The organism is Leucobacter sp. Ag1, from assembly GCF_000980875.1.
Lineage (GTDB): Bacteria > Actinomycetota > Actinomycetes > Actinomycetales > Microbacteriaceae > Leucobacter > Leucobacter iarius.
This window is the reverse complement of sequence record NZ_LAYO01000109.1, coordinates 25,421-51,671: the sequence shown is the minus strand read 5'-3', so window position 1 is coordinate 51,671 and position 26,251 is coordinate 25,421. Positions and strand designations below refer to the sequence as shown.

General features: G+C 70.3%; 23 protein-coding genes. 8 read left to right on the top strand and 15 right to left on the bottom strand.

The features are described 5' to 3' along the window. Positions 1–2 precede the first annotated feature (2 nt). Positions 3–704: a uracil-DNA glycosylase gene (locus XM48_RS14485; RefSeq protein ID WP_046456551.1), complete on the top strand. Its 702-nt coding sequence runs from the start codon at positions 3–5 to the stop codon at positions 702–704. Positions 705–717: 13 nt separating this feature from the next. Here the strand turns inward: XM48_RS14485 and solA are convergent, their stop codons facing one another. The 5 genes from solA to XM48_RS14460 form a co-directional block, all read right to left on the bottom strand. Continuing rightward, on the bottom strand, positions 718–1,899 hold the full coding sequence (solA, locus tag XM48_RS14480; protein ID WP_046456550.1) for an N-methyl-L-tryptophan oxidase: 1,182 nt from the start codon (positions 1,897–1,899) through the stop codon (positions 718–720). 52 nt (positions 1,900–1,951) lie between these two features. Further along, positions 1,952–3,082: a tyramine oxidase subunit B gene (locus tag XM48_RS14475; protein WP_084821205.1), complete on the bottom strand. Its 1,131-nt coding sequence runs from the start codon at positions 3,080–3,082 to the stop codon at positions 1,952–1,954. Between the two features lie 149 nt (positions 3,083–3,231). Beyond that, positions 3,232–3,771 carry a TetR/AcrR family transcriptional regulator gene (locus tag XM48_RS14470; RefSeq protein ID WP_046456549.1) on the bottom strand — a complete coding sequence of 180 codons (540 nt, stop codon included), beginning with the start codon at positions 3,769–3,771 and terminating at the stop codon, positions 3,232–3,234. Between the two features lie 100 nt (positions 3,772–3,871). After that, a complete protein-coding gene (locus tag XM48_RS14465; protein WP_046456548.1) occupies positions 3,872–5,407 on the bottom strand; it encodes an APC family permease in 1,536 nt (511 codons plus the stop codon). Positions 5,408–5,608: 201 nt separating this feature from the next. Then, the gene (locus XM48_RS14460) at positions 5,609–6,766 is read right to left on the bottom strand and encodes a P1 family peptidase (protein ID WP_046456547.1); all 1,158 of its coding nucleotides are present in this window, start codon (positions 6,764–6,766) and stop codon (positions 5,609–5,611) included. A 115-nt stretch (positions 6,767–6,881) separates the two neighbouring features. On the opposite strand from XM48_RS14460, the gene XM48_RS14455 reads away from it, so the two are divergent. After that, positions 6,882–8,414 (top strand): APC family permease, encoded by a 1,533-nt coding sequence (locus XM48_RS14455; protein ID WP_046456546.1) that lies wholly within the window; start codon positions 6,882–6,884, stop codon positions 8,412–8,414. A 9-nt stretch (positions 8,415–8,423) separates the two neighbouring features. Further along, the gene (locus XM48_RS14450; RefSeq protein WP_046456545.1) at positions 8,424–9,047 is read left to right on the top strand and encodes a hypothetical protein; all 624 of its coding nucleotides are present in this window, start codon (positions 8,424–8,426) and stop codon (positions 9,045–9,047) included. Positions 9,048–9,137: 90 nt separating this feature from the next. On the opposite strand, the gene hpaD is transcribed toward XM48_RS14450, so the two are convergent. The 6 genes from hpaD to hpaH form a co-directional block, all read right to left on the bottom strand. Continuing rightward, entirely contained in the window at positions 9,138–10,280 is a 1,143-nt protein-coding gene (gene hpaD, locus XM48_RS14445) for a 3,4-dihydroxyphenylacetate 2,3-dioxygenase (RefSeq protein ID WP_046456544.1), read from the bottom strand. Positions 10,281–10,395: 115 nt separating this feature from the next. Beyond that, positions 10,396–11,892, bottom strand: coding sequence for a 5-carboxymethyl-2-hydroxymuconate semialdehyde dehydrogenase (gene hpaE, locus XM48_RS14440; protein WP_046456543.1), 1,497 nt, complete (start codon positions 11,890–11,892; stop codon positions 10,396–10,398). After that, positions 11,889–12,563: a GntR family transcriptional regulator gene (locus XM48_RS14435; protein ID WP_046456542.1), complete on the bottom strand. Its 675-nt coding sequence runs from the start codon at positions 12,561–12,563 to the stop codon at positions 11,889–11,891. The genes hpaE and XM48_RS14435 overlap by 4 nt, the downstream gene beginning before the upstream one ends. Position 12,564: 1 nt before the next feature. Then, positions 12,565–14,061, bottom strand: coding sequence for a fumarylacetoacetate hydrolase family protein (locus XM48_RS14430; RefSeq protein WP_046456541.1), 1,497 nt, complete (start codon positions 14,059–14,061; stop codon positions 12,565–12,567). 230 nt (positions 14,062–14,291) lie between these two features. Then, on the bottom strand, positions 14,292–15,101 hold the full coding sequence (locus tag XM48_RS14425; protein ID WP_046456540.1) for an HpcH/HpaI aldolase/citrate lyase family protein: 810 nt from the start codon (positions 15,099–15,101) through the stop codon (positions 14,292–14,294). Further along, complete coding sequence (hpaH, locus tag XM48_RS14420) at positions 15,086–15,871, bottom strand: 2-oxo-hept-4-ene-1,7-dioate hydratase (RefSeq protein WP_046456539.1); 786 nt, start codon at positions 15,869–15,871, stop codon at positions 15,086–15,088. The genes XM48_RS14425 and hpaH overlap by 16 nt, the downstream gene beginning before the upstream one ends. A 274-nt stretch (positions 15,872–16,145) precedes the next feature. Here hpaH and XM48_RS14415 point away from each other — a divergent pair, with 274 nt between their 5' ends. The 5 genes from XM48_RS14415 (at position 16,146) to XM48_RS14395 (ending at position 21,896) form a co-directional block, all read left to right on the top strand. Next, positions 16,146–17,678, top strand: coding sequence for an ABC transporter substrate-binding protein (locus tag XM48_RS14415; protein ID WP_052961543.1), 1,533 nt, complete (start codon positions 16,146–16,148; stop codon positions 17,676–17,678). Between the two features lie 97 nt (positions 17,679–17,775). Further along, positions 17,776–18,705 (top strand): ABC transporter permease, encoded by a 930-nt coding sequence (locus XM48_RS14410; protein ID WP_231580901.1) that lies wholly within the window; start codon positions 17,776–17,778, stop codon positions 18,703–18,705. Continuing rightward, positions 18,702–20,585 carry a dipeptide/oligopeptide/nickel ABC transporter permease/ATP-binding protein gene (locus XM48_RS14405; RefSeq protein ID WP_046456537.1) on the top strand — a complete coding sequence of 628 codons (1,884 nt, stop codon included), beginning with the start codon at positions 18,702–18,704 and terminating at the stop codon, positions 20,583–20,585. Before XM48_RS14410 ends, XM48_RS14405 begins: the two co-directional genes overlap by 4 nt. Further along, on the top strand, positions 20,582–21,418 hold the full coding sequence (locus XM48_RS14400) for an ABC transporter ATP-binding protein (RefSeq protein ID WP_046456536.1): 837 nt from the start codon (positions 20,582–20,584) through the stop codon (positions 21,416–21,418). The genes XM48_RS14405 and XM48_RS14400 overlap by 4 nt, the downstream gene beginning before the upstream one ends. 37 nt (positions 21,419–21,455) lie before the next feature. Then, positions 21,456–21,896 (top strand): MepB family protein, encoded by a 441-nt coding sequence (locus tag XM48_RS14395; protein WP_046456535.1) that lies wholly within the window; start codon positions 21,456–21,458, stop codon positions 21,894–21,896. Positions 21,897–21,982: 86 nt separating this feature from the next. On the opposite strand, the gene XM48_RS14390 is transcribed toward XM48_RS14395, so the two are convergent. From XM48_RS14390 to XM48_RS14375, 4 genes are read right to left on the bottom strand one after another with little or no spacing between them, the layout of a single operon-like run. Continuing rightward, a complete protein-coding gene (locus XM48_RS14390; RefSeq protein WP_231580900.1) occupies positions 21,983–23,236 on the bottom strand; it encodes a multidrug effflux MFS transporter in 1,254 nt (417 codons plus the stop codon). Continuing rightward, complete coding sequence (locus tag XM48_RS14385) at positions 23,233–24,240, bottom strand: alpha/beta hydrolase (RefSeq protein ID WP_046456534.1); 1,008 nt, start codon at positions 24,238–24,240, stop codon at positions 23,233–23,235. The genes XM48_RS14390 and XM48_RS14385 overlap by 4 nt, the downstream gene beginning before the upstream one ends. Then, positions 24,237–25,280, bottom strand: coding sequence for an alpha/beta hydrolase (locus XM48_RS14380; RefSeq protein WP_046456533.1), 1,044 nt, complete (start codon positions 25,278–25,280; stop codon positions 24,237–24,239). The genes XM48_RS14385 and XM48_RS14380 overlap by 4 nt, the downstream gene beginning before the upstream one ends. A gap of 2 nt (positions 25,281–25,282) precedes the next feature. Next, a complete protein-coding gene (locus XM48_RS14375) occupies positions 25,283–26,251 on the bottom strand; it encodes an aldo/keto reductase (protein WP_046456532.1) in 969 nt (322 codons plus the stop codon).

Sequence of the window (26,251 nt, the reverse complement as noted above, 5' to 3'; positions counted from 1 at the left end):
ACATGGCCATGAACCTCGCGGAGCTCGCCGACAACGGTTACCTGGCGCGCGACTGGGCCGAGGCCCTCGAACCGATGGGCGACCGCCTCGCGGAGCTCGGACGGTTCCTCAACGCGGAGCGCTCGGACGGGCAGCAGGTGCTGCCCGCGGGCGACCGGATCCTGTCGGCCTTCCAGCGGCCGCTCGCCGACGTGCGCGTGCTCATCGTCGGGCAGGACCCCTACCCGACGCCCGGGCACCCGATCGGGCTCTCCTTCGCGACGGCGCCCGACGTCCGGCCGATCCCGCGCAGCCTGCAGAACATCTACAAGGAGATGCGCGAGGACCTCGGTATCGAGCCCGCGCCCCACGGCGACCTCTCGGCCTGGGCCGACCACGGGGTCATGCTGCTGAACCGGGTGCTGACCGTGCGCGCCGGTACCCCGGCGTCGCACCGCGGCAAGGGGTGGGAGGCCTTCACCGAGCATGCGATCCGCGCGCTCGTCGCCCGCGGCGGTCCGCTCGTCGCGATCCTCTGGGGCAACGATGCGCGCTCTCTCGGCCCGATGCTCGGCGACGTGCCGCGGATCGAGAGCCCGCACCCGTCGCCGCTGTCGGCGTCGCGCGGCTTCTTCGGCTCGAAGCCGTTCAGCCGGGCGAACGCGGCGCTCGAAGCGCAGGGCGCCGCGCCCGTCGACTGGCGGGTGGATCCGGCCGCCGGCTGAGCCGGCGCGCTCGCTAGTGCCCGCCGCCCGTGTAGGCGCCGAGCACCGCGAGCCGCTCCAGGTGCGACGCGAGCGCGAAGCGCGGATCGATACCCGCGTCGGCCGGCGACGAACCGGTCGCGAGCGCGGCCGCGAACTCGCCGAGGCGCGGCGAGAACTTGAAGCCGTGGCCCGACAGGCCGGCGATCGTCACCACGCGTCCGCTCGCGTTCACGTCGACGACCGGCAGGCGATCGGGCGTGTAGGCGCAGTGGTGCACGCTCTGGCGCACCGGCTCGGGGTTGATCCCGTCGAACAGTTCGGCGGCCCGCTGCCCGATCTTGATGAGCTCCTCGCGGGTGTGCGACGTCGGCACCTCGGAGGGGTCGCGGAACACGGGCCACTCGGGGTTCGTGCACGCCTTGAACGCGTAGCCGTCGAAGCTCGGAGCGCCGAAGAAGTGCACCGGGCCCGAATCGCGCAGGAACGCCGGGAACCGCTCGGGCACGAACGCATCGGGGTCGCGCGGCATGAACCAGGTGAGCCCCAGCACCTGCAGGCGCAGCAGATCGTGCAGCTCGGGCGAGAGGCGCCCCGACCACGATCCGGACGCCACCACGACGGTGTCGGCCAGCCAGGATCCCTGAGTGGTGCGCACGACCACGCTGTCCGCGCGTTCCTCGATCCCGAGCACCGCGGTGTTGAAGAACAGGCGCGCGCCGTTCCGCTCGGCGATGTCGAGGGCGCTCATCACGGCGACCTCGGGGCGGAGCCCGCCGCCGTGCGCGTCGAGCAGGCCGATGTCGCCGTCCTGCACGAGGTGCTGGGGGTATTCGCGACGCAGCTCCTCGGTCGTGAGGGTGCGGTGCGGTATCCCGAACTCCTGCACCGTGCCCAGCGCGGTGACGAGATCGGGGAAGCCCTCGGGAGCGATGCTCAGGCAGCCCGCCTCGAGGTAGATGCTGCGACCCGACTCGCGTTCGAGCTCGCGCCACAGGTCGCGCGAGCGCTGGATCATGCTCACGTAGGTGCCGCCCTCGTGCACCGCGGTGCGGAACACGCGCGATTCACCGGCGTAGGAGCCGTGCGAGTGCACGCGCCCGTACTGCTCGATGCCGACGACGTCGACGCCCTCGCGCTTGCTCAGCTGCCACAGGGCCATCGAGCCCACCGTGCCCGCGCCGATGACGACGACGTTGGTCTTCTGCAGGTCCATTCGTTCCTTCTTCTCCGCTGCTCGTGTCGTTGTTCGGTTCGTCCGGCCGGGCTCAGGCGAGCGCGGGCTCGTCCCAGAGCTTCAGCTTCGTCCCGATGCCGCGCTCGACCGCGTTGCGGTACACGCGGGTGGCCCAGGCGACGTCCTCGACCGGCATGCCGCCGACCGAGTAGATGAAGATCTCGTCGTCGTTCGTGCGGCCCGGGGTATCGCCGTCGATGATCTCGCCGAGGTCCTCGAACTGCTCGGGGGTCATGCGTCCGTCGCGCACGCGGTCGACGAGGTGCATGCCCCAGATGCCGACGACGTCGTGGGCGTTGCCCGGGATCTCGGAGGCCCAGGCCTGGTAGATGCTCCTCGCGTCGGCGACGTGCCGGGCCTTGCGCACGAGCGACTCCTCGACGCCGAGGTGCGCCGAGCAGAGCACGAGCGCGCCCGGCTTGACCCAGGCCTCTTCGACGGTGGGGTAGTTCTCGGTGCCGGAGGGGCTGGGGATCGCGATGCTGACGATGTCGCAGCCCTCGACTGCGCCGCGCAGCGAATCGACCTGCTCGGCCGAGGTGATCTGCGGGAACTGCTGCTGCGCCCAGGCGATGTAGGCGTCGATGCTGCCCTGGCTGCGACCGAACACCCGGATGGTGTCGATGCCCGGACGGACCGCGATGAGCGCCTCGAGCGAGGTGCGGTTCATCGGGCCGGGACCCGCGATACCGACGACGTGCGCGTCCTCGCGGGCGAGGTGACGGGCGCCGATGCCCGGGATCGCGCCGGTGCGGTAGGCGCTGAGGAGGTTCGCCGACATGTGCGCGAGCGGGGCGCCCGTGTCCTTGTCGTTGAGGGTGAACATGAGGATCGAGCGGGGGAGGCCGAGCTTGCGGTTCTCGGTGTTGGAGCCGTACCACTTGCAGCCGGCCATCTGGAAGCTGCCGCCGAGGTATGCGGGCATCGCCATGAACCGGCGGTCGGGGCCGTCGAGGGGCATCCCCGCGAAGGGCGACTCCTTGGGGAAGTAGATCTGGGCGCCGTGCAGGTCGTTCTCGACGCCGGCCATGCGGTAGTCGCCGCGCTTGAACTCGACGAGCATCTCGCTCATGGTGTCGACGCACGCGGCCATGTCGGTCACGCCGGCGGCGATCATGTCGGGTTCCGACAGGTAGAGGAATTCGATGGCGGTGTTCGGCACGGCGGTGTGTCCCTTCGGGTCTGGTCTCGATGTCCCGCCGGGCGGTGCCCGAGCGGCGACGGAGGCGCTTCAGCCTAAGACTATCCAATTGGATAGTCAAGGGTGCGCGTGCGGATTCGGGCTGGGAATCCGCGGGATCCGGCTGCGGCTCAGCGCTGCGCTGCGTCGGCGATCAGCGCGCGGATCCGGCTCAGCGCCGCACCGGCGTTCTCGGGCAGCACCAGCTGCTTGAAGACGATGCCGTCGAGCGCGAACCAGATCAGTTCGGCGAGCTCGGGATCCTCGACGCCGAGCCGCGCCAGCTGGCGCGTGATCGCGTCGTGGTAGGCGCCGTAGTGGCGTTCCGCGAGCGAGCGAAGCTCGGGGCGCCTGCGCGACTCGAGCAGGAGCTCGTACTGGAACGACTGGATCTCGCTGTCGCGGTCGGCCAGCGACTCGATGCCGGCGGCGAACGCGTCGACGGTGAGCCCGCTCTCGAGCATGTTCGAGCCACGCAGGCTCTCGTCGATCGCGAACTCCATGGCCTCGGCGATGAGTTGATCGCGGCTGCCGAAGTGGTGCCGGACCAGGCCGTGCGACACCCCCGCCTCGGCCGCGACGGCGCGATAGGTGAGCGCGCGCAGGCCGCCCGAGGCGACCACCACGATGGTGGCGTGCAGCAGGGCGGTGCGGCCGGAGGCGTCGTTCATGCGTTCGAGCGTAGCGGTGGCACGACGTCGTCCTGCTCGAGGGACGAGTCGCAGGGTCCTGCGACCCGTCCCTCGAGCAGGACGACGAGGGGCGCGGAGCTCAGCGCTCGTCGACGACGCCGATGAGCTCGGTGCCGTAGGCACCCGGCTCGGTGCCGTGGCCGATCTGGCGGTAGATCTCGGGCTTGCGGCGCCGCAGGGACAGGCCCCAGGCGACGCCGACGATGCCGGCCAGGACCACGATGATCGGCAGGACGTAGGTGCCGAACGTGGGCTCCTTCTGCCCGAGCTGCACGTGGAAGTTCGCGATGATCATGACGAACACCCAGGCGAGCAGGAGGCCCGAGACGAGCGGCGCCACGACCGTCGTCCACGCGCCGAGCCCGCGGCGATCCCTGCGGAAGAAGCCGATGACCGCGGCCGCGATGACCGCCATGAGGAGCACGAGGCCCATGGCGCCCGTGTTGGTGAGCCAGGTGAACATGGTGAGCACCGGGTAGAGGAAGCTCTGCTCGCCGAGCGCCGCGGCGCCGCCGAACACCTCGCCCGAGAAGATGAAGCCGATCGTGACGACGAGTGCGATGACGGTCTGCGCGACCGAGCCGGCCCAGGGAGCGCCGTGCTTCGAGGTTCCCGCGAACCAGGTGGGCAGCACGCCCTCGCGGCCGAGCGAGAAGAAGTAGCGGGCGACCGCGTTGTGGAACGACTGCAGCGAGGCGAAGAGGCTCGTGAGGAACAGGATGTTCATGATGTCGACGAAGATCACGCTGACGTGGCTGTTCATGAACACGAACATCAGGTCGGGGCCCGACTCCTGCGACTTCGCGACGATGTTCGACGGGCCGATGCCGACCGAGAACGCCCACGCGCTGAACGCGTAGAAGAGACCGATGATCGCGACGGCGGCGTAGGTCGCCCGCGGCACGGTGCGCTTCGGGTCCTTCGCCTCCTCGCCGTAGATCGCGGCGCCCTCGAAGCCCATGAACGCGGCTACGCCGAAGACGAGCACGATGCCGAGCGAGGGGCCGAAGAGCTCCGCCGGGTTCAGCGTGGTCGCAGTGACGCCCTCGGGCGCGACGGCGAGCGAGACGACGTCGAACACGATCACGACCAGGAACTCGAGGGCGACGAGCACGCCGAGCACCTTCGCCGAGAAGTCGATGCGGTTCACGCCGAGCACGCCGACGACCACGATGCAGAGCAGGATCCACAGCCACCAGGGCGACGAGAAGCCGAACTTGGCCTCGAGGAACATCGAGAGCTGGAATCCGAAGAGTCCGTACACGCCGATCTGCATCGCGTTGTACGAGACGAGCGCGATGAGCGAGGCGCCGACGCCGATCGGGCGGCCGAGGCCCTGCGAGATGTAGGCGTAGAACGCGCCCGCGTTGGTGATGTAGCGGCCCATGGCGGTGTAGCCGACCGCGAACACGGTGAGGATCACTGCGATCACGACGAAGCCGAGCGGGACGCCGAGGGAGCCGGTCACCGCGAAGGAGGTGGTGACGCCGCCCGCGACCACGGTGAGCGGTGCGGACGCGGCGATGATCATCAGCGTGATCGATGGGACGCCGAGCGTCCGGCGGCTGAGCCCCGGATCGTGCGTCGCCGGGGCGTCGGTGGTTGAAGCGGTCATGAGCAGGTCATCCTTCCCGCGCGCAGCGTCTTCGTCGCGCGCCGGCGTCGTCGCCGATGAGGTTCGAGTGCCCCCGAGTCTAGGAAGGGCGCGAAGGCATGGCCTGGTCGCTGCGCGCACAGGCCATGTCCGAAAGCGCTCAGCTTCAAGTAATCCGGTTCCCGGCCGTCTGACGGTGCTCCGCGGGGCGGCCGGGGCGGCTCAGGCGCTCGCCGCGAACGCCGCGCGCACCTCGTCGTGGGGCAGGGCGAAGCTCTCGTGCCCGTCTCGCCCGACGGTGTCCTCGGCGGCCGCCAGCGCGTTGAGCACGGCCTCCTCGGTCGCCTCGACGACGGCCGCGTAGAAGGGGTCGATCCGCCCCCAGGCGAGGTGCGAGAGCTCTTCGACGTCGGGCCCGGCGGTGCTCATGCGCGAGCCGAGGGCCCCCGCGTTCGCCGTCGAGAACGCGAGGAAGATGTCGCCCGAGAAGTGGCTGCCCGTGGTGCCGGTGCGCGCGAGACCGAGCGGGACCCGGCGCGCGAGCGCCGCGCACTGGTCCGGGAGGAGCGGGGCGTCGGTCGCGACGATCGCGATGACGCTGCCCGCGCCGGCGACCGCGCGGGCGCCGGGACCGGCCTCGCGCTCGAACCAGCCGCTCGTCTCCATCGGGTTCGGCGCCTGCGAGTCCCGGCCGAGCGGGCGGCCTGCAATGCGGAGCTCCGAGCGGCTGCCGAAGTTCGCCTGCAGCAGCACGCCGACCGTCCAGCGCCGATCGCCGATCCGCACCACGCGCGAGGAGGTGCCGGTGCCGCCCTTGAAGCCGTAGCAGTTCATGCCCGTCCCGCCGCCGACGTTGCCCTCGGCGACCGGGCCGCCGCTCGCCGCGTCGAGCGCCGCCGTCGCGTGCTCGGGGCGCACATGCTCGGCGTTGATCGAGTTGAGGTAGCCGTCCCAGGTCTCGCCGACGACGGGGAGCATCCACGCCGCGGCGCTGCTCGGGTGGTGCTCGGCCATCCAGCGATCGATCCCGGAGTGCACGGCACCGACGGAGTGCGAGTTGGTGATCCCGATCGGGGTCTGGAACTGACCGGACTCCTCGATCCAGCTGCGGCCGGTGAGCTCGCCGTTGCCGTTGAGCACCGCGACACCCGCCGCGCAGGGGAGGCCCGCGTGCTCGCGCCCGCGGGGGAGGATCGCCGTCACCCCGGTGCGGGCGGGCGCCGGTCCGTCGGACACGATCGTGCTGAAGCCGACCTCGAGGCCGGGAACGTCGGTGATCGCGTTCCATCGGCCGGGTTCGCCGTCGAACGGGACACCCAGGTCCCGTGCGCGGATCGCGATGCCGGCTTGCTCGTCAGCGCTGAGCGAGTCTTCAAACATTGTTCAATCCTCTCGTTTGTGTTTACACTACCCAAAGGATTCACGAATCGGAAAAGTTCTGATCAACGTTCAGCAACTCGCGGATCTCGCAGCATCGGACAAAGGAGTCGCCCTCATGACCGCCTCAACATCGCACTCGTCGCAGGCCCCGGAGGCGGGGTCGGGCGGGCGTCTCGCGACCGGCCGCCTCGGCACGTGGGACATCGTGTTCTTCGTGATCTCGGCGGCCGCGCCCCTCACCGTGATCGCCAGCGGCGCGATCACCTCGTTCCGCATGGGCGGCATCGGCGCACCCGGTGCGATCCTCTTCTGCGCGGTCGTGCTCATCTTCTTCGCGCTGGGCTTCACCGCCATGTCGAAGAGCGTGCGCAACGCGGGCGCCTTCTACGCCTACGTCTCGCGCGGGCTCGGCAAGCCGTTCGGTCTCGGCGTCTCCTCCGTCACGGTCTTCGCCTACATCTCGCTCGTGATCTCGTTCTACGGGTTCATCGGCTTCTTCGCGCAGTTCACATTCAAGGAGCTGCTGCACATCGACCTGCCCTGGGGCGTCTGGTCGCTCATCGCCGTCGCGATCGTCGCGTTCCTCGGCTACCGCAAGATCGACGTCGGGGCGAAGGTGCTCGCGGTGCTGCTCACGCTCGAGGTCGCGATCCTGCTCGTGCTCGCCTTCGCCGCCATGGCGAACGGCGGCCCCGAGCCGTGGAGCCTCGCCTCGTTCGAACCGAAGAACGTGTTCTTCGCCACCGGCGCGGGCGCGCTGTTCGTGATGGGCTTCGGCGCCTATCTCGGGTTCGAGAGCACCGCCATCTACGCCGAGGAGGCGAAGCAGCCGGAGCGCACCGTGCCGCGCGCCACCATCATCGCGGTCGCGTTCCTCGGCGTCTTCTACGCCTTCACCTTCTGGATCCTCACCGTCGCATTCGGGGCGAACGGCGTCGTCGAGATGGCGCGCAGCGACGCGTTCGAGACGATGGTGATCGAGGGCACCGGTGACCTGGCCGGGGCGTGGGCGGCGTTCGTCATGAAGATCCTCATCGTCACGAGCTTCTTCGCCTGCGTGCTGTCGTTCCACAACGCCTGCACCCGCTACCTGTTCTCGCTCGGTCGCGAGGGGCTGCTGCCGCGCGTGCTCGGCCGCACCAGCCGCAGCACACAGTCGCCCGCCGTGGCGAGCCTGACCCTGAGCGCCTTCTCGGCGCTCGGCGTGCTCATCGCCATCGTGCTGAACGCCGACCCGTTCCTCGGCCTCGCGCTCTGGACCTACGCGACCGGCGTGCAGGGACTCGTGTTCGCTCAGGCGGTGACCGCCATCGCCGTCGTCTGGTACTTCGTGAAGGACCGCCGCGGGCACAGCGTCTGGCGCGTGACCGTCGCGCCGATCCTCGGGGCGATCGGGCTCGTCGTCGGCTTCATCCTGATCGCCACGAACTTCGACGTGGTCACGAGCCTCGAAGGGCCGATCAACCAGATCCTCCTGCTGCCCACCCCCATCCTCTTCATCGGCGGGATCATCGTCGCGCTCGTGCTGAAGGCCCGCAAGCCCGACTACTACGCCGGGCTCACCGAGTCGGTGCGCGTCGTGCCGGTCGACGAGGTCGCGGAGTCCGCAGGTGAGCGCGATTCCATCGGGGCCCGCTCCGAGCAATAGGCTGGGCCTGTGAATGCGACCGCGCGACGACGCCATGAACGACGGGATGAGATCATCCGCGCGTTCTGGCGCGTCGCGCGGTCGCGGCCGCGTCGCGCGATCAACGTGCGGGCGGTCGCGGCCGAGGCCGAGATGAGCCCGGCCAACGTGCTGCACTACTTCTCGACGCTCGACGAACTGCAGATGACCGCGGTCGCGGGCGCTCGCGAGGAGTTCGTCGAGCAGCGCAGACGCGTGCTCGACCTGCCGCTCACCGCGACCGAGCGCATCTACGCCATGATCGAGGCCGGTGTGCCCGACACCATCAGCGACGAGCTGCGCCAGGTGTACGAGAGCGTGGCGATCCTCGCCGAGCACTCCAAGTACATCGCCGAGCACCGCGCCCTCAACGAGCGCCAGGTGATGCTCTACCGCACCCTCGTCGAGATCGGCGCGGGCGTCGGGGAGTTCGAGCTCGCCTCGCCCCCGGGGACCATCGCCCGCAACCTCGTCGCGCTCGAGGACGCCTACGACCTCTACCCGCTCATCGGCGACCTGACGCCGCGCGAGGAGTGCCGGGAGGCGGTGCGGAGCTACGCCGAGCTCGCGCTGGGGATCCCGCCCGAGCGGCGTCCCGGATACGTCGCGGACTGAGGCCGTCGGTCGTCGCTCGCGCAGTTCGCGCGAGCACGCGGAAGGGGCCGGGACGCATCTGCGTCCCGGCCCCTTCCGCGTGCGCCGGGCCTACAGCGTGTTGCCGAGCTTGAAGCCCTTCTCGCCCTCGTCGTCGCGGGTGTACGAGAACCCGTCGGCGCCGATGGTCACGGCCATCTCGCTGTCGTCGGTGCGCGCGACGACGGGCTGCGGGTTGCCGTCGAGGTCGAGCACGAGCGAGGCGTCCGTGTACCACGAGGGCACGACCGGGTTGCCCCACCAGTCGCGGCGCTGGTTGTCGTGCACGTCCCAGGTGACGACCGGGTTGTCGGGATCGCCCGTGTAGTAGTCCTGGGTGTAGACCTCGACGCGGTGGCCGTCGGGATCGCGCAGGTACAGGTAGAACGCGTTCGAGACGCCGTGGCGGCCCGGGCCGCGCTCGATGCTGTCCGACTTGCGCAGGGCGCCGAGCTTGTCGCAGATCGCGAGGATGTTGTGCTTCTCGTGCGTCGCGAAGCAGACGTGGTGCATGCGGGGGCCGTCGCCGCCCGTCATCGCGGTGTCGTGCACGGTCGGCTTGCGGCGCATCCACGCGGCGTAGACGGTGCCCTCGTTGTCCTGGATGTCCTCGGTTACGCGGAAGCCGAGGTTCTGCATGAACCCGACGGCGCGCGGCACGTCGGGCGTGACCTGGTTGAAGTGGTCGAGGCGCACGAGCTCACCGGGGATGTGCAGGTCGTAGCGCCACGACATCCGCTCGGTGTGCTCGGTCTGGTAGAAGAACTCGTAGGGGAAGCCCAGCGGGTCGACGACACGGACCGAGTCGCCGATGCCCTTCACGAAGCCGTCGGGGTTGCGCCGGACCTCGCAGCCGAGCTCCTCGTAGAAGGCGACGGCCTTGTCGAGGTCCTCGGGGGTGCGCACGCGGTACGAGAACGCGGCGACCGCCGCGACCGGGCCCTTGCGCAGCACCAGGTTGTGGTGGATGAACTCCTCGGTCGAGCGGAGGTAGATCGCCTCGTCGTCCTCGGTGGTGACGTAGAGGCCGAGCACGTCGACGTAGAACTCGCGCGACGCGGCGAGGTCGGTGACGATGAGCTCCATGTAGGCGCAGCGCAGGATGTCCGGTGCTTCGGACGTGGCGGTGGGGATCGGGTTGGCCGCCACGATGGGGGCCTCCTTGGTGACCCAGAAGCCCGCGGACTGCTTGTCTTCTTCGTTGAGTTTTGCCATGTTCGCTTCCTTGCGTGGTTCTCGTCATCCTGAGCGACGGAGGAGTCGCAGGATCCCGACGGATCCTGCGACTCGTTCCTCGCGCAGGATGACGAGGGCGGGGGATGGGATCGGATTACTTGCCCGCGCCGAAGCGGGGTGAGTGGGCCTCGTTGAGGGTGATCTGGATCGACTGCGCGGTGGTGTAGAAGTCCACCGAGCGGTAGCCGCCCTCGCGGCCGAGGCCCGAGGCCTTGACGCCGCCGAACGGTGTGCGCAGGTCGCGCACGTTGTTCGAGTTCAGCCACACCATGCCCGACTCGATGCCGTGCGCGAAGTTGTGCGCGCGCTTCAGGTTCGAGGTCCAGACGTAGGCCGCGAGGCCGTACTTGGTGTCGTTGGCGAGCTCCAGCGCCTCCTCGTCCGTGTCGAACGGGGTGATCGCGACGACGGGGCCGAAGATCTCCTCCTGGAAGATCCGGGCGTCGGGCTTCACATCGGCGAACACGGTCGGGGCGACGTAGTTGCCCTCGGGGAAGCCCTCGGGGCGTCCGCCGCCGGCGACGAGGCGGCCCTCGCTCTTGCCGATCTCGACGTAGCTCATGACCTTCTCGAAGTGCGACGGGTGCACGAGCGCGCCGACCTCGGTGGCCGGGTCGGAGGGCAGGCCGATCACGATGTTCTTCGCGCGCTCGGAGTAGCGGGCGACGAAGTCGTCGTAGATCGAGCGCTCGACGAGCACGCGGCTGCCGGCGGTGCAGCGCTCGCCGTTCAAGCTGAACACGCTGAACACGGTGGCGTCGAGCGCCTCCTCGAGGTCGGCGTCGGCGAAGACGACCGAGGGGCTCTTGCCGCCGAGCTCGAGGGACAGGCCCTTGAGGAACGGCGCCGCGTTGGTCGAGATCATCGCGCCGGTCGAGCTGTCGCCGGTGAAGGAGATCAGCGGGACGTCAGGGTGCTTGACGAGCGCGTCGCCCGCGACGCCGCCGGAGCCGAGGATCAGGTTGAAGACGCCCTCGGGCACGCCGGCCTCGCGGAAGATCTCGGGCCACAGCGCGGCCGAGAGCGGGGTGTAGCTGGCCGGCTTCAGCACGACCGTGTTGCCGGTCGCGATGGCCGGAGCGAGCTTCCACGACTCCTGCATGAACGGGACGTTCCAGGGCGTGATGAGGCCTGCGACGCCCTTGGGCTTGCGGTTCACGTAGTTGATCTGGCGACCCGGCACCTTGGTGACGTTGTCGTGCTCGGCGACGATGAGGTCGGCGAAGAACCGGAAGTTCTCGGCCGCGCGACGGGCCTGGCCCTTCGCCTGGGTGATCGGGAGGCCCGAGTCCCAGCTCTCGAGGAGCGCGAGCTGCTCGTCGCGGGACTCGACGATGTCGGCCACCCGGTGCAGGATCCGCGAGCGCTCTCGGGGGAGCATCTTGGGCCAGGGGCCCTCGTCGAAAGCGCGCTTCGCCGCGGCGACGGCGCGGTCGACGTCGGCCTTGCCCGCCGAGGCGGCGGTGATGTAGACCTCGTTCGACACGGGCTCGATGACGTCGAACGTCGCGCCGTCCTGGGCGTCGACGAACTCGCCGTCGATGAAGAGCTGGATCTTCTCGGGGAGCCCCTCGGGCTTCTGGTGGGTCATGCGGTCTTCCTCCTCTGATGGGTGAGTTGGTCCTGGTGCGCCAGCACTGCGTCGAGCGTGGCGAGTCGGTGATTGCGAGCGGCGAGCTCGATCTCGAGCGGCGACGCCCCGTCCTCGATGAGGTCGAGCAGCCGTTCGTGCTCGTCGACCGATGCCGCTGCGCGGTCGGGGACGAAGCTGAACGACGAGTTCCGCAGCACCTTCATGCGGTTCCAGCCGCGGTGCACGAGGTCGAGGATGTGCGGGTTCGGGCAGCTCTCGAACAGCACGGAGTGGAGTTCGAGGTTGAGATCGGTGAACGCCTGCGGGTCGAAGCGGGTCAGGGTCTCGCGCATCTGCGCATTGATCCTGCGCGCCCGGGCGATCTGATCGGCCGAGACGGTGGGCGCGGCCAGCGCGGTCGCGGATCCCTCGACGAGCGCGAGCGTCTGCATCGTGTGCAGGTACTCGGTCTCCTTGATGAGGGAGACCTGCGCGCCGACGTTCGCCTCGAACGTGACGAAGCCCTCGGCCTCGAGGCGGCGGATCGCCTCGCGCACGGGCACCACCGACATGCCGAGCTCGGTCGCGATGGGCGAGAGCACCAGGCGGTAGCCGGGCACGTACTGCCCGCTCTCGATGCGCTCGCGGATCAGGCGGTACGCGTGCTCGCTCTTGGGGACGACGGCCATGTCAGGCCCCGGTCCCGTTCGCGGAGCGCGAGGCGTCGTACTTCGCCCGCCACTCGGCGTTCATGGGGAACAGTCCATCGACGGGCGCGCCGGCGGCGACCTGCTCGGCGACCCACGCGTCGGCCTCCTCCTGCGCTGCGGCCTCGGCCGCGACCTCGGCGAGCAGGAACGGCGGGATCACGATGACGCCGTCGCGGTCGCCCATGATGATGTCGCCGGGCTGCACCGCGGCACCGCCGCAGGCGACGGTGACGTCGACCTCCCACGGCACGTGGCGTCGGCCGAGCACGCTCGGATGGGCGCCCTGCGAGAAGACGGGGATGTCGAACTCCTGCACGGCGGCGAAGTCGCGCACGCCGCCGTCGGTCACGATGCCGGCGGCGCCGCGCACCTGAGCGCGCAGCGCGAGCACGTCGCCGACCGTCCCGGTGCTCGGGATCCCACGGGCTTCGACCACGAGCACCTCGCCGGCCTCGACCGTGTCGAAGGCGCGCTTCTGGGCGTTGAAGCCGCCGCCGAATTCCTTGAACAGGTCGGGGCGGAACGGGATGAAGCGGAGGGTCTTGGCGGTTCCGAGGATCCGGTCGCCCTCGTGGTTCGGGTGCACGCCGTCGATGAAGATGTCGACGTAGCCGCGCTTGCGCAGGGCCGCCGAGACCGTGGCGACGGCAACGCCGTCGAGCTGCGCGCGGATCTCGTCGGTCAGGGGACCCGCCGAGGGGCCGTCGAGCGGGGTCGCGCGGCCGGCCGCGACGGCCGCCGCGTGCGCGGCCTCGTCGCCCCAGGCCTCGACGCGCTGCAGGTCGTCGATCTTCGGACGGTTGCCGAAGTCGCCGAACGCGGTGGTGCCCTGGGTGACGGTCGTGACGAGGCGGCCGGTGGTGGGAGCTCCGGGCGCGTTCGGCGCATCGACCTCGACCTCGACGACGTCGCCGGGGACCACGACGGAGGAGCCGGCGGGCGTACCCGTGAGGATCACGTCGCCGGTCTCGAGGGTCATGTGCTGCGACAGGTCGGCGACGAGCTGGCCGAAGGGGAACTTGAGCGTGTCGCTCGTGTCGTCCTGCACGAGCGCGCCGTTGACCCAGGTGCGCACGCGCCAGGAGTCCTGGTCGATGCCGGCGGTCGGGATCGCGGCCGGGCCGATCGGGGTGAACCCGTCGCCGCCCTTGTTGCGCACGTTCGAACCCTTGTCGGCGGCGCGGAGGTCATAGAGCCCGAAGTCGTTCGCCGCGGTGATCTGCGCGACGTGCTTCCAGCCGTCCTCGGGGGAGACCCAGCGGGCGGGCTCGCCGATGACGAGGGCGATCTCGCCCTCGAAGGCGAGCAGCTCGGTGCCGGCGGGGCGCTCGATGGTGCCGCCCGTGGGGGCGAGCGACGAGGCCGGCTTGAAGAAGTAGGAGGGGAACGCGGGCGTGCGACCGCGCTGCGCGATCCTCGACGGGTAGTTGAGGTGCACGGCGATGATCTTGCCGGGGGTGTCGATTCCGTAGGTCATGGTGTCTCGCTCACTTCGTTGTATCTCAAATCATATACGATCTTGCGGGCTTCGGGAAGGGGCGGGTGCTGCCGTCATTCTGCGCGAGCCCGCAGACCTCGTCATTCTGCGCGAGCCTGGGATCCCCGTCATTCTGCGCGAGCCTGCGAGTCGCAGAATCTCGGATGGATCCTGCGACTCGTCCCTCGCGCAGGATGACGGAGGCTCGTTCCTCGGGCAGCCACCGGAGCTCAGTAGCTCGAGCGCTCGCCGCCGGCGACACCCGCGAAACGATCGACGAGCGCCTCGGTCTGCCGCGCGAGGATCGCGACATCGGCGCCGACCGCGACGAAGCTCGCGCCCGCCGCGATGTAGCGCTCCGCGTCGGCGGGGACGAACGCGTTGACGCCGACGGGCGTGCCCGCGGCGCGGCCCGCTTCGATGGAGCGCAGCACGGCGTCGACGACCTCGGGGTGGCTCTGCTGGCCGAGGTGGCCCATCGACGCGGCGAGGTCGGACGGGCCGACGAAGAGCGCGTCGACGCCGTCGACGGCCGCAATGCGCTCGACGTCCTGCACCGCCGCGGCGGATTCGATCTGCACGGTGAGGCTGATGGTCTCGCTCGCACGGCCGAGGTAGCCGTCGACCCGGTTCCAGCGTGCCGAACGCGCGAGCGCCGATCCGACGCCGCGGACCCCGCCGAGCGGGTAGCGCGCGGCGCGCACGATCTGCTCGGCCTGCTCGGCGGAGTCGACCATCGGGATCAGGAGGTTCTGCGCGCCGAGGTCGAGGAACTGCTTGATGAGCACGGTGTCGCCGAACGGCGGGCGCACGAGCGGGGTCGCCGGGTAGGCCGACATGGCGTGCAGCTGGGCGAGCACCGATTCGAGGCCGTTGGGGGAGTGCTCGGCGTCGAGGAGCACCCAGTCGCAGCCGGAGCCCGCGACGATCTCGGCGGTGACGGGGCTGCCGGCGCAGGTCCAGAGGCCGATGAGCGCGCGCCCGTCGGCCTCGGCGAGGCGGTCCCGGAACGTCGGGGGGAGGGTCAGAGGAACCGGCATGTCACCGACCCCAGTCCCTGGTACTCGGCGTGCACGGTGTCGCCGCGCTCCACCCACATGGGCTTCGTGAAGGATCCGGCGAGCACGATCTCGCCGGCCTCGAGCGACTGCCCGTGCTGCGCGAGCTTGTTCGCGAGCCAGGCGATCCCCATGGCGGGGTGGCCGAGCACGGCACCGGCGACGCCCGAGTCCTCGATGGTCTCGTTGCGGTAGAGCAGAGCCGAGATCCAGCGCAGGTCGAGCTCGCCGACGGGGACGGGGCGGCCGCCGAGCACGATCGCGCCGGTGGAGGCGTTGTCGCTGATCGTGTCGACGATGGTGCGGCCCTCGAGCTCGATGTGCGCGTTGAGGATCTCGAGCGCGGGCACCACGTAGGCGGTCGCGTCGAGCACGTCGAAGATGGTGATGTTCGGGCCGACGAGCGGCTTCGCGAGCACGAAGGCGAGCTCGACCTCGATGCGCACGTTCGAGAATCGGTCGAACTCGACGACGGATCCGGACTCGATGACCATGTCGTCGAGGATCACGCCGTAGTCGGGTTCGGTGATGCCGGTCGCGAGCTGCATGACCTTGGAGGTGAGGCCGATCTTGTGGCCGACGAGGCGTCGGCCCGCGGCGATGCGGCGGTCGGTCCAGATCTTCTGGATCGCGTAGGAGTCCTCGATGGTCATGCCGGGGTAGCGCGTGGTGAGCTTCGGCACGATGGTGCGTTCGCGATCCGCGCGCACGAGTTCGTCTGCGATCGTCTCGATCTCTTCGGGGGTGAGCATTGAGCCTCCACTTCGTCGGGGTCGATCAGATCGTATACGATCCAGCCCGGCCGGGGCCAGCGAGTCGGATTTTCGACCGTTCGAACCGTTGCCGAAAATTGATCTCGCGACCGCTTGTGGTTTTTGTCAACGTTTGTAGAATGAAACGCGACGGCACACCGACGTGGCGTCCATCGCAGCCGGGGAACCTCGAGTTCCGGACAGGCGAGGTGGATACGCAGGCGGAGCCTCACCCCATACCTACCCGCATGTCCGAATACCGAGAGAAGTAGACATGATGAAGAAAACTCTGACGGGCGTCGCGGCGCTCGCAGCCGTCGCGCTCGCGCTCACCGGCTGCTCGTCCGACGGCTCCGGCGACGGCGGCAACGGTGCCGCGGCCGGTGCGAGCGTGCCGCTCAGCATCGGCAACTTCCTGGACGTCACCAACTGGGATCCCGCGAGCGCGGACCTCGGCTTCGACGGTCCCTATCTGTCCGCGGTCTACGACGCGCTCCTGACCACCAACGAGAAGGGCGAGCCGCAGCCGGGCATCGCCAAGAAGTGGGAGGTGTCGTCCGATTTCAAGACCGTCACCTTCGACATCCGCACCGACGCGAAGTTCTCGGACGGCACCAAGCTCGACGCGGCGGCCGCCGTGACGGGCCTCGAGCACCTGCAGAAGGGGCCGACCTCGCAGGAGGCCTACACGAACGTCGAGTCGATCGAGAAGACCGACGACCACACGATCGTCTTCCACATGAAGAAGCGCGACGACACGATGCTGTACCTCATGGGCCTCGGGCGCAGCTACCTCGCTTCGCCGAAGGCGATCTCCGGCGGCAAGCTCTCCGAGAAGCCCGTCGGTTCCGGTCCCTACACGCTGGGGGAGAACAGCACCCCGGGCAGCGAGTACGACTTCGACAAGGTGAAGGACCACTGGGACGCGAAGCAGTTCCCGTTCGACCCGCTGAAGATCACTCCGCTGAGCGACGGCACCGCCATGCTCAACGCGATGGAGGCCGGCCAGCTGAACCTCATCTACACCGATAAGACCGGCAGCGATGCCGCGAAGAAGAACGACTGGAACGTCGCCAAGGGCCTCTCGATGTGGGCCGGCCTGCAGTTCGCCGACCGCTCGGGCGCCATGGGTTCGCCGATCGGCAAGCTGAAGGTGCGCCAGGCGCTCAACTACGCCTTCGACACGCAGGCGATGCACACCTCCATCGCGCAGGGACAGGGCTACGTCACCAACCAGTTCTTCCCGGTCGACCAGACGGGCTACGTGAAGTCGCTCAACGACCGCTACAAGTACGACATCGCGAAGGCGAAGCAGCTGCTCGCCGAGGCCGGCTACCCGAACGGCTTCGAGATCAGCATGCCGATGGCCCCGCCGTTCCAGCCCTACCAGGCGATCACCGAGCAGACCTTCAAGCAGCTCGGCATCAAGGTGAAGTGGGACGCGACCGACTTCATGAGCTACATGGGCAAGGCCGGCAAGTACCCGATGTACATCGCGGTGATCGCGATGGACTCGAACCCGGTCGCGACCGTCGAGCGCCAGATCGCCAAGCCGCAGTGGTACAACCCGAACCCGGGCATCGACACCCTCGACGGCGTGCAGGCGCAGCTCGACAAGGTCTTCGCGGCCGCCCCCGGCGACGCGCAGAACACCGAGATCGAGAAGCTCAACGAGCTCGTCACCGACCAGGCCTACAACGCGGTCTGGGGCCAGAACGAGAACACCTACGTGAGCACGAAGGAATTCACCGTGAAGCCGGTCATCGGCCTCATGTTCCCGACGCTCCGGCAGATCTCGACCAAGTGACCCCCGCGGGTCGGGGCCGCCTCGGCGGTCCCGACCCGCGACCCCGCTTCCCCATCTCTTCTCATCGTTCGACCCGGGAGACCCGATGATCCCCTTCGTGCTCAAACGACTCCTCTTCGGAGTCGTGCTGCTGTTCGTGGTCGCGAGCGGCACCTTCTTCCTCGCGCACGCCGCGATCCCGAACCCGGCGCTCGGGCTGCTCGGCAGCAACGCGACCCCGGACGCGGTGCAGGCGCTCACCGCGAAGATCGGAGCCGACCGCCCGATCCTGGTGCAGTACCAGGAGTGGCTCGTCCACCTGTTCCAGGGCGACTTCGGCACCTCCTGGAAGAACGGCCTGCCGATCGGCAAGACCCTCGGGATCCGGTTCCCGATCACCCTGTCGCTGGTGATCGCCTCGGTCGCCCTCTCGGCCGTGCTCGGCGCGGTGCTCGGCACCGCCGCGGGCCTGCGATCCCACAGCTGGATCGACAAGGCCGTCAAGGCGGGCTCCGTGATCCTGTTCGCGCTGCCCGGCTTCTGGGTCGCGGTCGCGCTCGTCATGCTCTTCGCGGTGCAGCTCAAGTGGTTCCCGGCCATCGGCTACGTCTCGCCGTCGGAATCGCTGCAGGGCTGGCTCCGATCCATCACCCTGCCCGCCGTCTCGCTCGCGCTCGGCGCGATCGTCATGATCGCCGAGCAGCTGCGCAACGGCATCATCCACGCGGACTCGCAGGACTACGCCCGCACCCTGCGCAGCCGGGGGCTCCCGTTCTGGCGCGTCGCCCTGCACCTGCTGCGCAACTCGGCGCCGGCCTCGCTCACCGTCCTCGCGCTCATGTTCGTCGGGCTGCTCTCGGGCGCGATCATCGTCGAGCAGATCTTCGGCATCAAGGGCCTCGGCGAGCTGACCCAGTCGGCCTCGCAGAACGGCGACATCCCGACCCTGCTCGGGGTGACGGTGCTCACCGTCGTCTTCGTCGTCATCGTCAACCTCCTGCTCGACATCGTGCTCGGCTGGATCAACCCCAAGGTGCGTGTGAAATGACCACTTCCGCAGGCCCCATCCTCGACGCGACGACGGTCGACGCGGTCGACACCCGCGGCGGCGACCGCGGATCCGTCTTCGTGCGGCTGCTCCGCCGCCCCGCCGGCCTCGTCTCGCTCGCGGTCCTCGCGCTCATCCTGCTCGTCGCGATCCTCGCTCCGTGGATCTCGCCGCATGATCCCAACGAGGTGATCCTGTCGCAGGCGCGGGCCCTGCCGACCTGGGCGCACCCGCTCGGCGGCGACAACACCGGCCGCGACGTGCTGAGCCGCCTCATCTGGGGCACCCAGATCACGCTGTGGGGCGCGTTCGTCTCGATCCTGACGTCGCTCGTGCTGGGCGTCCCCTCGGGCCTCGCCGCCGGCTACTTCGGCGGCGCGACCGATCGCATCGGCACCTGGATCAGCGACGCGCTGCAGTCGGTGCCCGGCATGATCATCCTGCTGATCGTCGGCGCGAACACGGGCAACGACCTCACGATCCTCATGGTCACCGTCGGCGTGTTCATGGCCCCCGGCTACTTCCGCCTCACGCGCTCCACCGTGCTCGCCGTGCGCGGCGAGATGTACGTCGACGCTGCGCGGGTCGCGGGCCTCACCGACCTGCGCATCATGTCGCGCCACGTGATCCGCCAGGTGATCGCACCGATCGTGATCCAGTCGGCGCTCACCGCCGGTATGGCGATGGGCATGCAGGCCGGCCTGCAGTTCCTCGGCATCGGCGGCGGCACGACCCCCGGCTGGGGCGCCGCGATGAACGAGGGCTTCCAGGTGATGCGCACCGCGCCGCTCCTGCTGCTCTGGCCGTCCATCGCGCTCGGCGTCGCGATCGCCGCGTTCGCGGTGCTCGGGTCGACCCTCGGCGACGTGATCAACTCGAAGCAGCCGGTGCTGTCGCGCAAGCAGCGCCGCGCGGTCGAGGCGGCGAACGCCGCGAACCGCGCCGCGCCGAAGTCCACCACGACCGGATCCATCTCGGTCGCCGCCGTCGACTCGGCTGTGCGGCTCGAGAACCTGCGGGTGAACTACGAGACCGCGGCGGGCGAGGTCGAGGTGGTGCACGGCATCACCCTCGACGTCGCCCCGGGCGAGGTGCTCGGCATCGTCGGCGAATCCGGATCGGGCAAGTCCCAGACCGTGTTCTCGATGCTCGACCTGCTGCCGAAGTCCGGCTACTACACGGCCGACGCGATCTGGATCGGCGGCGAGGACGTGACCACGCTGTCGCGCAAGGACCGCGCCCGCCTGCTCGGCTCCGAGATCGGGTACATCCCGCAGGAGCCCATGACGAACCTCGATCCCTCGTACACGATCGGCGCGCAGCTCACCGAGCCGCTGCGCGCGGTGCACGGCATGAGTCGCGCCGAAGCCCGCGAGCGCGCGTTCGCGATGCTCGAACGGGTCGGGATCGTCGATCCGGTCCGCGTGATGAAGTCGTACCCGCACGAGCTGTCGGGCGGCATGGCGCAGCGCGTGCTCATCGCCGGTGCGATCGCGGGCAAGCCGTCCGTGCTCGTCGCCGACGAACCGACCACGGCGCTCGACGTGACCGTGCAGGCCGAGGTGCTCGAACTGCTGCGCGAACTGCAGCAGGAGTACCAGATGGCGCTCGTGATCGTCACCCACAACTTCGGCGTCGTCGCCGATATCTGCGACCGCGTCGTCGTGATGCGCTCCGGATCGATCGTCGAGATCGACGACGTCGGACCGATCTTCGCCGACGCGGAGAACCCCTACACCCGCGAGCTCATCGCCGCATCGCTCGACGGGGCGGCCAGCCGTGTCGAGCTCGACCGTGAAGCCGCGCTCGCGAGCGCCGGGGCTCCGGGAGGCGGAGCCGCGCTCGCCGCGCGCGTGAAGACCGAGGAGGCCGGAGCATGACCGCAACGACCCCGCTGCTGCGGGCCGAGAACGTGATCGTCGAGTACGGCTCGAAGCGGCGCCCGAACCGGGTGCTGCACGAGGTCTCGCTCGAGGTCGGCCCGGGCGAGTGCGTCGGCCTCGTCGGCGAGTCCGGTTCGGGCAAGTCGACGCTCGGCAAGGCGATCCTGGGCCTCGTGCCGGTCGCCGGTGGGCGCATCGAGTTCGACGGCCGCGACATCACGCACCTCAAGGGGCGCGGGCGGCGCGAGCTCGCCTCCGACATCCAGGTGGTGTTCCAGGATCCCTACGGCTCGCTGAACCCCATGATGACGGTGGGCGAGATCCTCTCCGAACCGCTCTCGGCGGCCGGAGCCACCCGGGCGGAGGCGCTGCGGACCGTCGGCGAGATGCTCGAGCGCGTCAACCTGCCTGCGAACGTGGTCGACCGCTATCCGAGCGAGTTCTCGGGCGGCCAGCGGCAGCGCATCGCGATCGCCCGCGCCCTCGTGCGCCGGCCCCGGCTGATCATCTGCGACGAGCCCGTCAGCGCGCTCGACCTCACGACCCAGGCGACCGTGCTCGACCTGCTCATCGACCTGCAGCGCGAGACCGGGGTCTCGTACCTCTTCGTGTCGCACGACCTCGGCGTCGTGCGCCGCATCTGCCACCGCGTCGCCGTGACGTACCGCGGCAACCTGGTCGAGATCGGTGACGGCGAGCAGGTCACCCGGGACCCGCAGCACCCGTACAGCAGGCGACTGCTGGCGGCGTCGCCCGTCGCCGATCCGGTGCTCCAGGCCGAGCGTCGCGGGGAGTGGCTCGCGCTCCGCGAGGACGCCGTCGCGTCGTAGGGTCCGGTGGGGCGCCGGGCGCGCTAGCGTGGATCGCATGGAGTTCCGTGCCTTCGCCGAGTACGCCGTCGCCGTCGGACGGCCCGAATCGGTCGGTGCGGTGCGGCCCGAGGAACAGAACAGCGACTACGAGTCGGGCGTCGTCGAGATCGACGGCGGGACCTGGCACCTGCGCACCGCGCGGACCACGCCCACCAAGCCCGGCGCGTTCCTGGCGTTCTGGCGCCGGGACGGGACCGGCGGGACTGCGCCCTTCGCCGCCGACGCGGTCGGTGCCGGACTGATCGTGCTCGTCGAGCAGGCGGGCCGCCGCGGCGCGTTCCGCTTCACCGCCGAGCACCTCTCCGCGCTCGGGATCACCGCCGGCCCCCGCCCGGGCAAGCGCGGTTTCCGCGTGTACCCGGGCTGGTGCGGGGGGCTGAACCCGAGCGCGACGGCGACGCAGCGCGCCCAGGCGCCCGCCTTCGACGAGTACTGAGCCCGGCGAGCGGACGGCACAGGGGCGGGCGACGTCGCCGTCGCCCGCCCCTCCGGCTCAGCACCGCCGGGTCGATCCCGTCGGCCTCAGCCGCGCACGGGCCTGCCGAACTCCGCGGGTGCCAGCCGGCGCACGAAGAGCGCACCGATGAGGGCGGCGGTGCCGGAACCCGCGAGCACGGTCGCGGCCATCGTGAGGGCCGAGGTGCCGAACAGCGCCGAGACGACCGGGACGAGCAGCGCGCCGACCGTGAACATCGAGGTGCCGAGCAGCGCCGAAGCCGTGCCCGCGTGGCGGCCGTGGCCGCTGAGCGCGAGCGTGGTGCCGTTGGGGCCGCCGAGCCCAATCGAGCAGAGGAACAGCGCCAGCAGCACGAGATACACGGGTGCGGGCAGCCCGAGAAGCGTCGCCGCGAGGAGCGCCGCGCCCACGAGGCCGGTGCCGATCTGCCCGGTGAGGTACACGCGGGTGGGACCGAGCCGGCCGACGAGCAGCCGGCTGATCTGGGACCCGGCCAGGTTCGCGAGCGCATTCACGGCGAACAGTAGGCTGAAGATCTGCGGGGTGATCCCGAACTCGTCCTGCAGCACGAAGCTCGACATCGACAGGTACGAGAAGAACGACAGCCCGCCGAGGCAGGACGCCGCGAGGATCGCGGTGAAGAGCGGGTCGCGCAGCACCTCCGACATGTGGGAGGCCGTGCCCCCGACGCTCCCGCCCGAGTGCCGGCGCTCGGGCGGGAGCGTCTCGCGGAGCCCGAAGGCGGCGACCGCGAGCAGGGCGACGCCGATCCCGCCGAGCACGAAGAAGATGCCGCGCCAGTCCATGAACCGGGCGAGCTGTCCGCCGAGCACGGGCGCGACGATCGGGGTGCTCGCGGTGACGATCGCGAGCATCGAGAGCATGCGCGAGAGCGCGACCCCCTGGAACAGGTCGCGGGCGACCGCGAGGCTGATCACGGCCCCCGCCGAGCCGGCGAGCCCCTGGAGGAACCGCGCGACGAGCAGCAGCTCGATACTGGGCGCGATCGCGCAGAGCGCCGACAGCAGGGCGAAGCAGGCGACGCCGATGGCGAGCGGGCGCTTGCGCCCGAAGCGGTCCGAGAGCGGGCCCGCGACGAGCTGCCCGAGTCCGAGCCCGATCATGCACACCGACATGGTCGCCTGCGCGAGCGCGTCGGAGGTCTGCAGCTGAGCGGCGAGCTGCGGCAGCTGCGGCATGTACACGTCCATCGACAGCGGCCCGAAGGCCTCCAGCGCCCCGAGCACGAGGGTGAGGCGCAGGAGGCCCATCGGCCGCTTCACTCCGGCTCGCGGGGCGGCCGCGGTCGTCGCGCTCACGGTGCGAGCACCCGGCGCCACCAGCTGTCGCGCGCCGCATCGGCGGCCTGCGAGACGACGGCGTCGGGCGAGAACCCGCTGAAGCCGTGGTACCCGCCCGCCCAGACGTGCAGCTCGGCGCTGCCGCCGGCCGCCCAGATGCGGCTCGCATAGGACACGGCCTCGTCGCGGAACACCTCGGCGGCGCCGACCTCGATGAAGGCTGGCGCCAACCTCGACAGATCGGTCGCGCGCGCGGGCGCCCGGTACGGGTGCACGTGCTCGGTGCCGCGATCGGCGCCGAGCATCGCGTCCCAGCCGGTGTCGTTGTTGTTGCGGTCCCACGCGCCGATGCCGTCGTACTGCCAGGCCGAGACCGTGTCGTTGCGGTCGTCGATCATGGGTGCACCGACCAGCTGGCCGGCGAGCGAGATGCCGCGATCCCGAGCCATGAGCGAAACGGCCGCGGCGAGCCCGCCCCCGGCCGATGCGCCGGTCACGACGATCCGCGCGGGATCGCCGCCGAGCTCGGCCGCGTGCGCGACGATCCAGGCGAGCGCCGCGAAGCAGTCCTCGGCCTGGGCTGGAGCGGGGTGCTCCGGCGCGAGCCGGTACTCGACGCCGACGCCGATCGCGCCGTAGCGCTCGGCGAGGTCGACGAGCTCGGACGTCTCGAAGAAGCGGGTGCCGAGCACGTAGCCGCCTCCGTGGATCCCGAGCACGATCGGGCGGGGCCCGTCGAACGCGCCGGCGGGACGAACGATGGTGATCTCGACCTCGGGCGCCCCCTCGGGACCGGGGATCGACCGGTCCTCACTTGTCACGGCGCGACCCTCGACCTGCGCCTCCATCGGCGGAATGATGGTCGCGAAGTGCGCGCGGTTCTCCAGGATCGTGTGCGCGCGGAGCGGGATCCGCTCGACGAGGTCGAGGAAGAACGCGAGGCCGGGTTCGAGCGCGGGGTCGTAGGGCACGGGCACCGGGCGCGGATCCGGCGGCGTCGCGCGGTAGGGCGCGCCGCTCACGAGACGGCCCCGTCGGAACCGGCGGCGCCGAGCACGCGCGCGAGCCAGGAGTCCCGAGCGGCGAGCGCCGCGCGGGTGAGCTCGCTGTCGGGCGCGTACACGTCGAAGCCGTGGAACCCGCCCGACCAGACGTGCAGTTCGGCCTCGCCGCCCGCGGCCCAGATCCGGCTTGCGAACGCGGTGTCCTCGTCGCGGAACATCTCGGCCGATCCGACCTCGATGAACGCGGGCGGAAGGCCCGAGAGATCGGTCTCGCGACTGGGCGCAGCGGCGGCCGGTGCGGCGTTCGAGTAGGCGAGCTCCTCGCCGAGCACGAGCCGCCACGCGAGCAGGTTCGCGTCGCGGGTCCAGGTGCCGATCCCGTCGTACTGCAGCGACGAGACGGTGCGGTTGGTGTTGTCGAGCATGGGGCAGAGCAGCAGCTGACCGGCGATGGCCGGACCCCGGCGCTCGCGGGCGAGCAGCGCGACGGCGGCCGCGAAGCCGCCCCCGGCGCTGCCGCCCATCACGATCAGGCGATCCGGATCGCCGCCGAGCTCGGCGGCGCGCTCGGCGACCCAGACCGTCGCCGCGTAGTTGTCCTCGACACCGGCGGGGAACGGGTGCTCCGGCGCGAGCCGGTACTCGACGTTCACGCCGATCGCGCCGTGCGTCTCGACGAGGTCGACGAGACGGCCGTGCTCCCAGCTGCGATGCCCGACGATCATGCCGCCGCCGTGGAAGTTGACCAGGATCGGCAGCGGCCCGGCCGACGGCACGGTCGGGCGGAACACGGTGATCTCGAGATCCGGGGAGCCCTCGGGGCCGGGGATCACGAGCTCCTCGGCCGAGACGGCGCGGCCGGCGACCGCGCCCGCACCGTCGGGGAAGCCCGGCCCGAAGGCGGTTCCTCCGTCGCGCAGGTTCTCCTCGGTCAGCGGCGGCATCGGGTTCGCGGCCATCGCATCGACGAGCGGCTGCAGTTCGGCTGCGAAGGGGACGGGAGCGACGCCGGGGGCACCGTGCGCCACCGGTGCTGCTGGTGCTGCGGGCACGGTCATGCTCACGGTCCTTCCGGATCGACGACGTCGCGGTCGGCCCAGAACGGGGTGACACGCTCGCGGATCGTCTCGGCGCCGATGCGGCCGAGCAGTTCGAGGCTGCCGAGGTTCGCCTCGAGCTGTGCGACGCTCGACGCCCCGAACAGGGTCGTGGCGGTCGCGGGGTGGGTCAGGGTGAACGCGATGGCGAGCTGCGCCGGGGTCGCTCCGAGCTCCTCGGCGAGGGCGACGAACCCGGGGACGTCGTCGATGATCCGCTGCCGGATCCCGCCCGGATCGCGCCCGACCTCGCGGTCGGTCGTGATCTTGCCCGCGAGATAGCCGCCCTCCATCACGTCGGACGCCTGCATCGAGAGCCCCTGCTCCCAGAGCTTCGCGAACGGCGCCCCGTCGGGGATCGAGCGGCGCGAGACGCTGTACTTGAGCTGCGCGATGGCGGGACCCTCGACGTCCTCCTCGGAGGCGATGTCGATGAGGCGCTGCACGTTGCCCGCCGACCAGTTGTTCACGCCCCAGGCGCGGATCAGGCCGGCGTCGCGCAGCGAGGCCAGGTTGAGCACGATGTCGCGCAGTTCGAGATCGTCGCGGCGCAGATCGCCGAGGATCACGAGGTCGGCGTTCGGGCTGTCGACGCGGAACAGTGCGGCCTCGAGCTGCGCCCGGAACCCGGTCGCCGCGTCCCACCCCTCGAGCCAGAGCTTCTCGGAGAGCAGGTACTCGTCGCGGGCGACGCCCGCGGCGCGGATCGCGGCGGAGAAGAGCACGTCGGTGAACGCCGGCGGGAACCCGGGGGTCGCATAGACGCCGACGTCGAACAGGGTGATGCCCCGGTCGATCGCGGTGCGCAGCAGGGCGACGGTGTCCTCGAAGTGCATGCGGTCGTAGACGTGCCACGAGCCGAGCGCGAAGACCGAGGTCTCGAGTTCGCTCGTGCCGATGCGGCGGCGGGGGACGGGGGATACGGAAGTCAT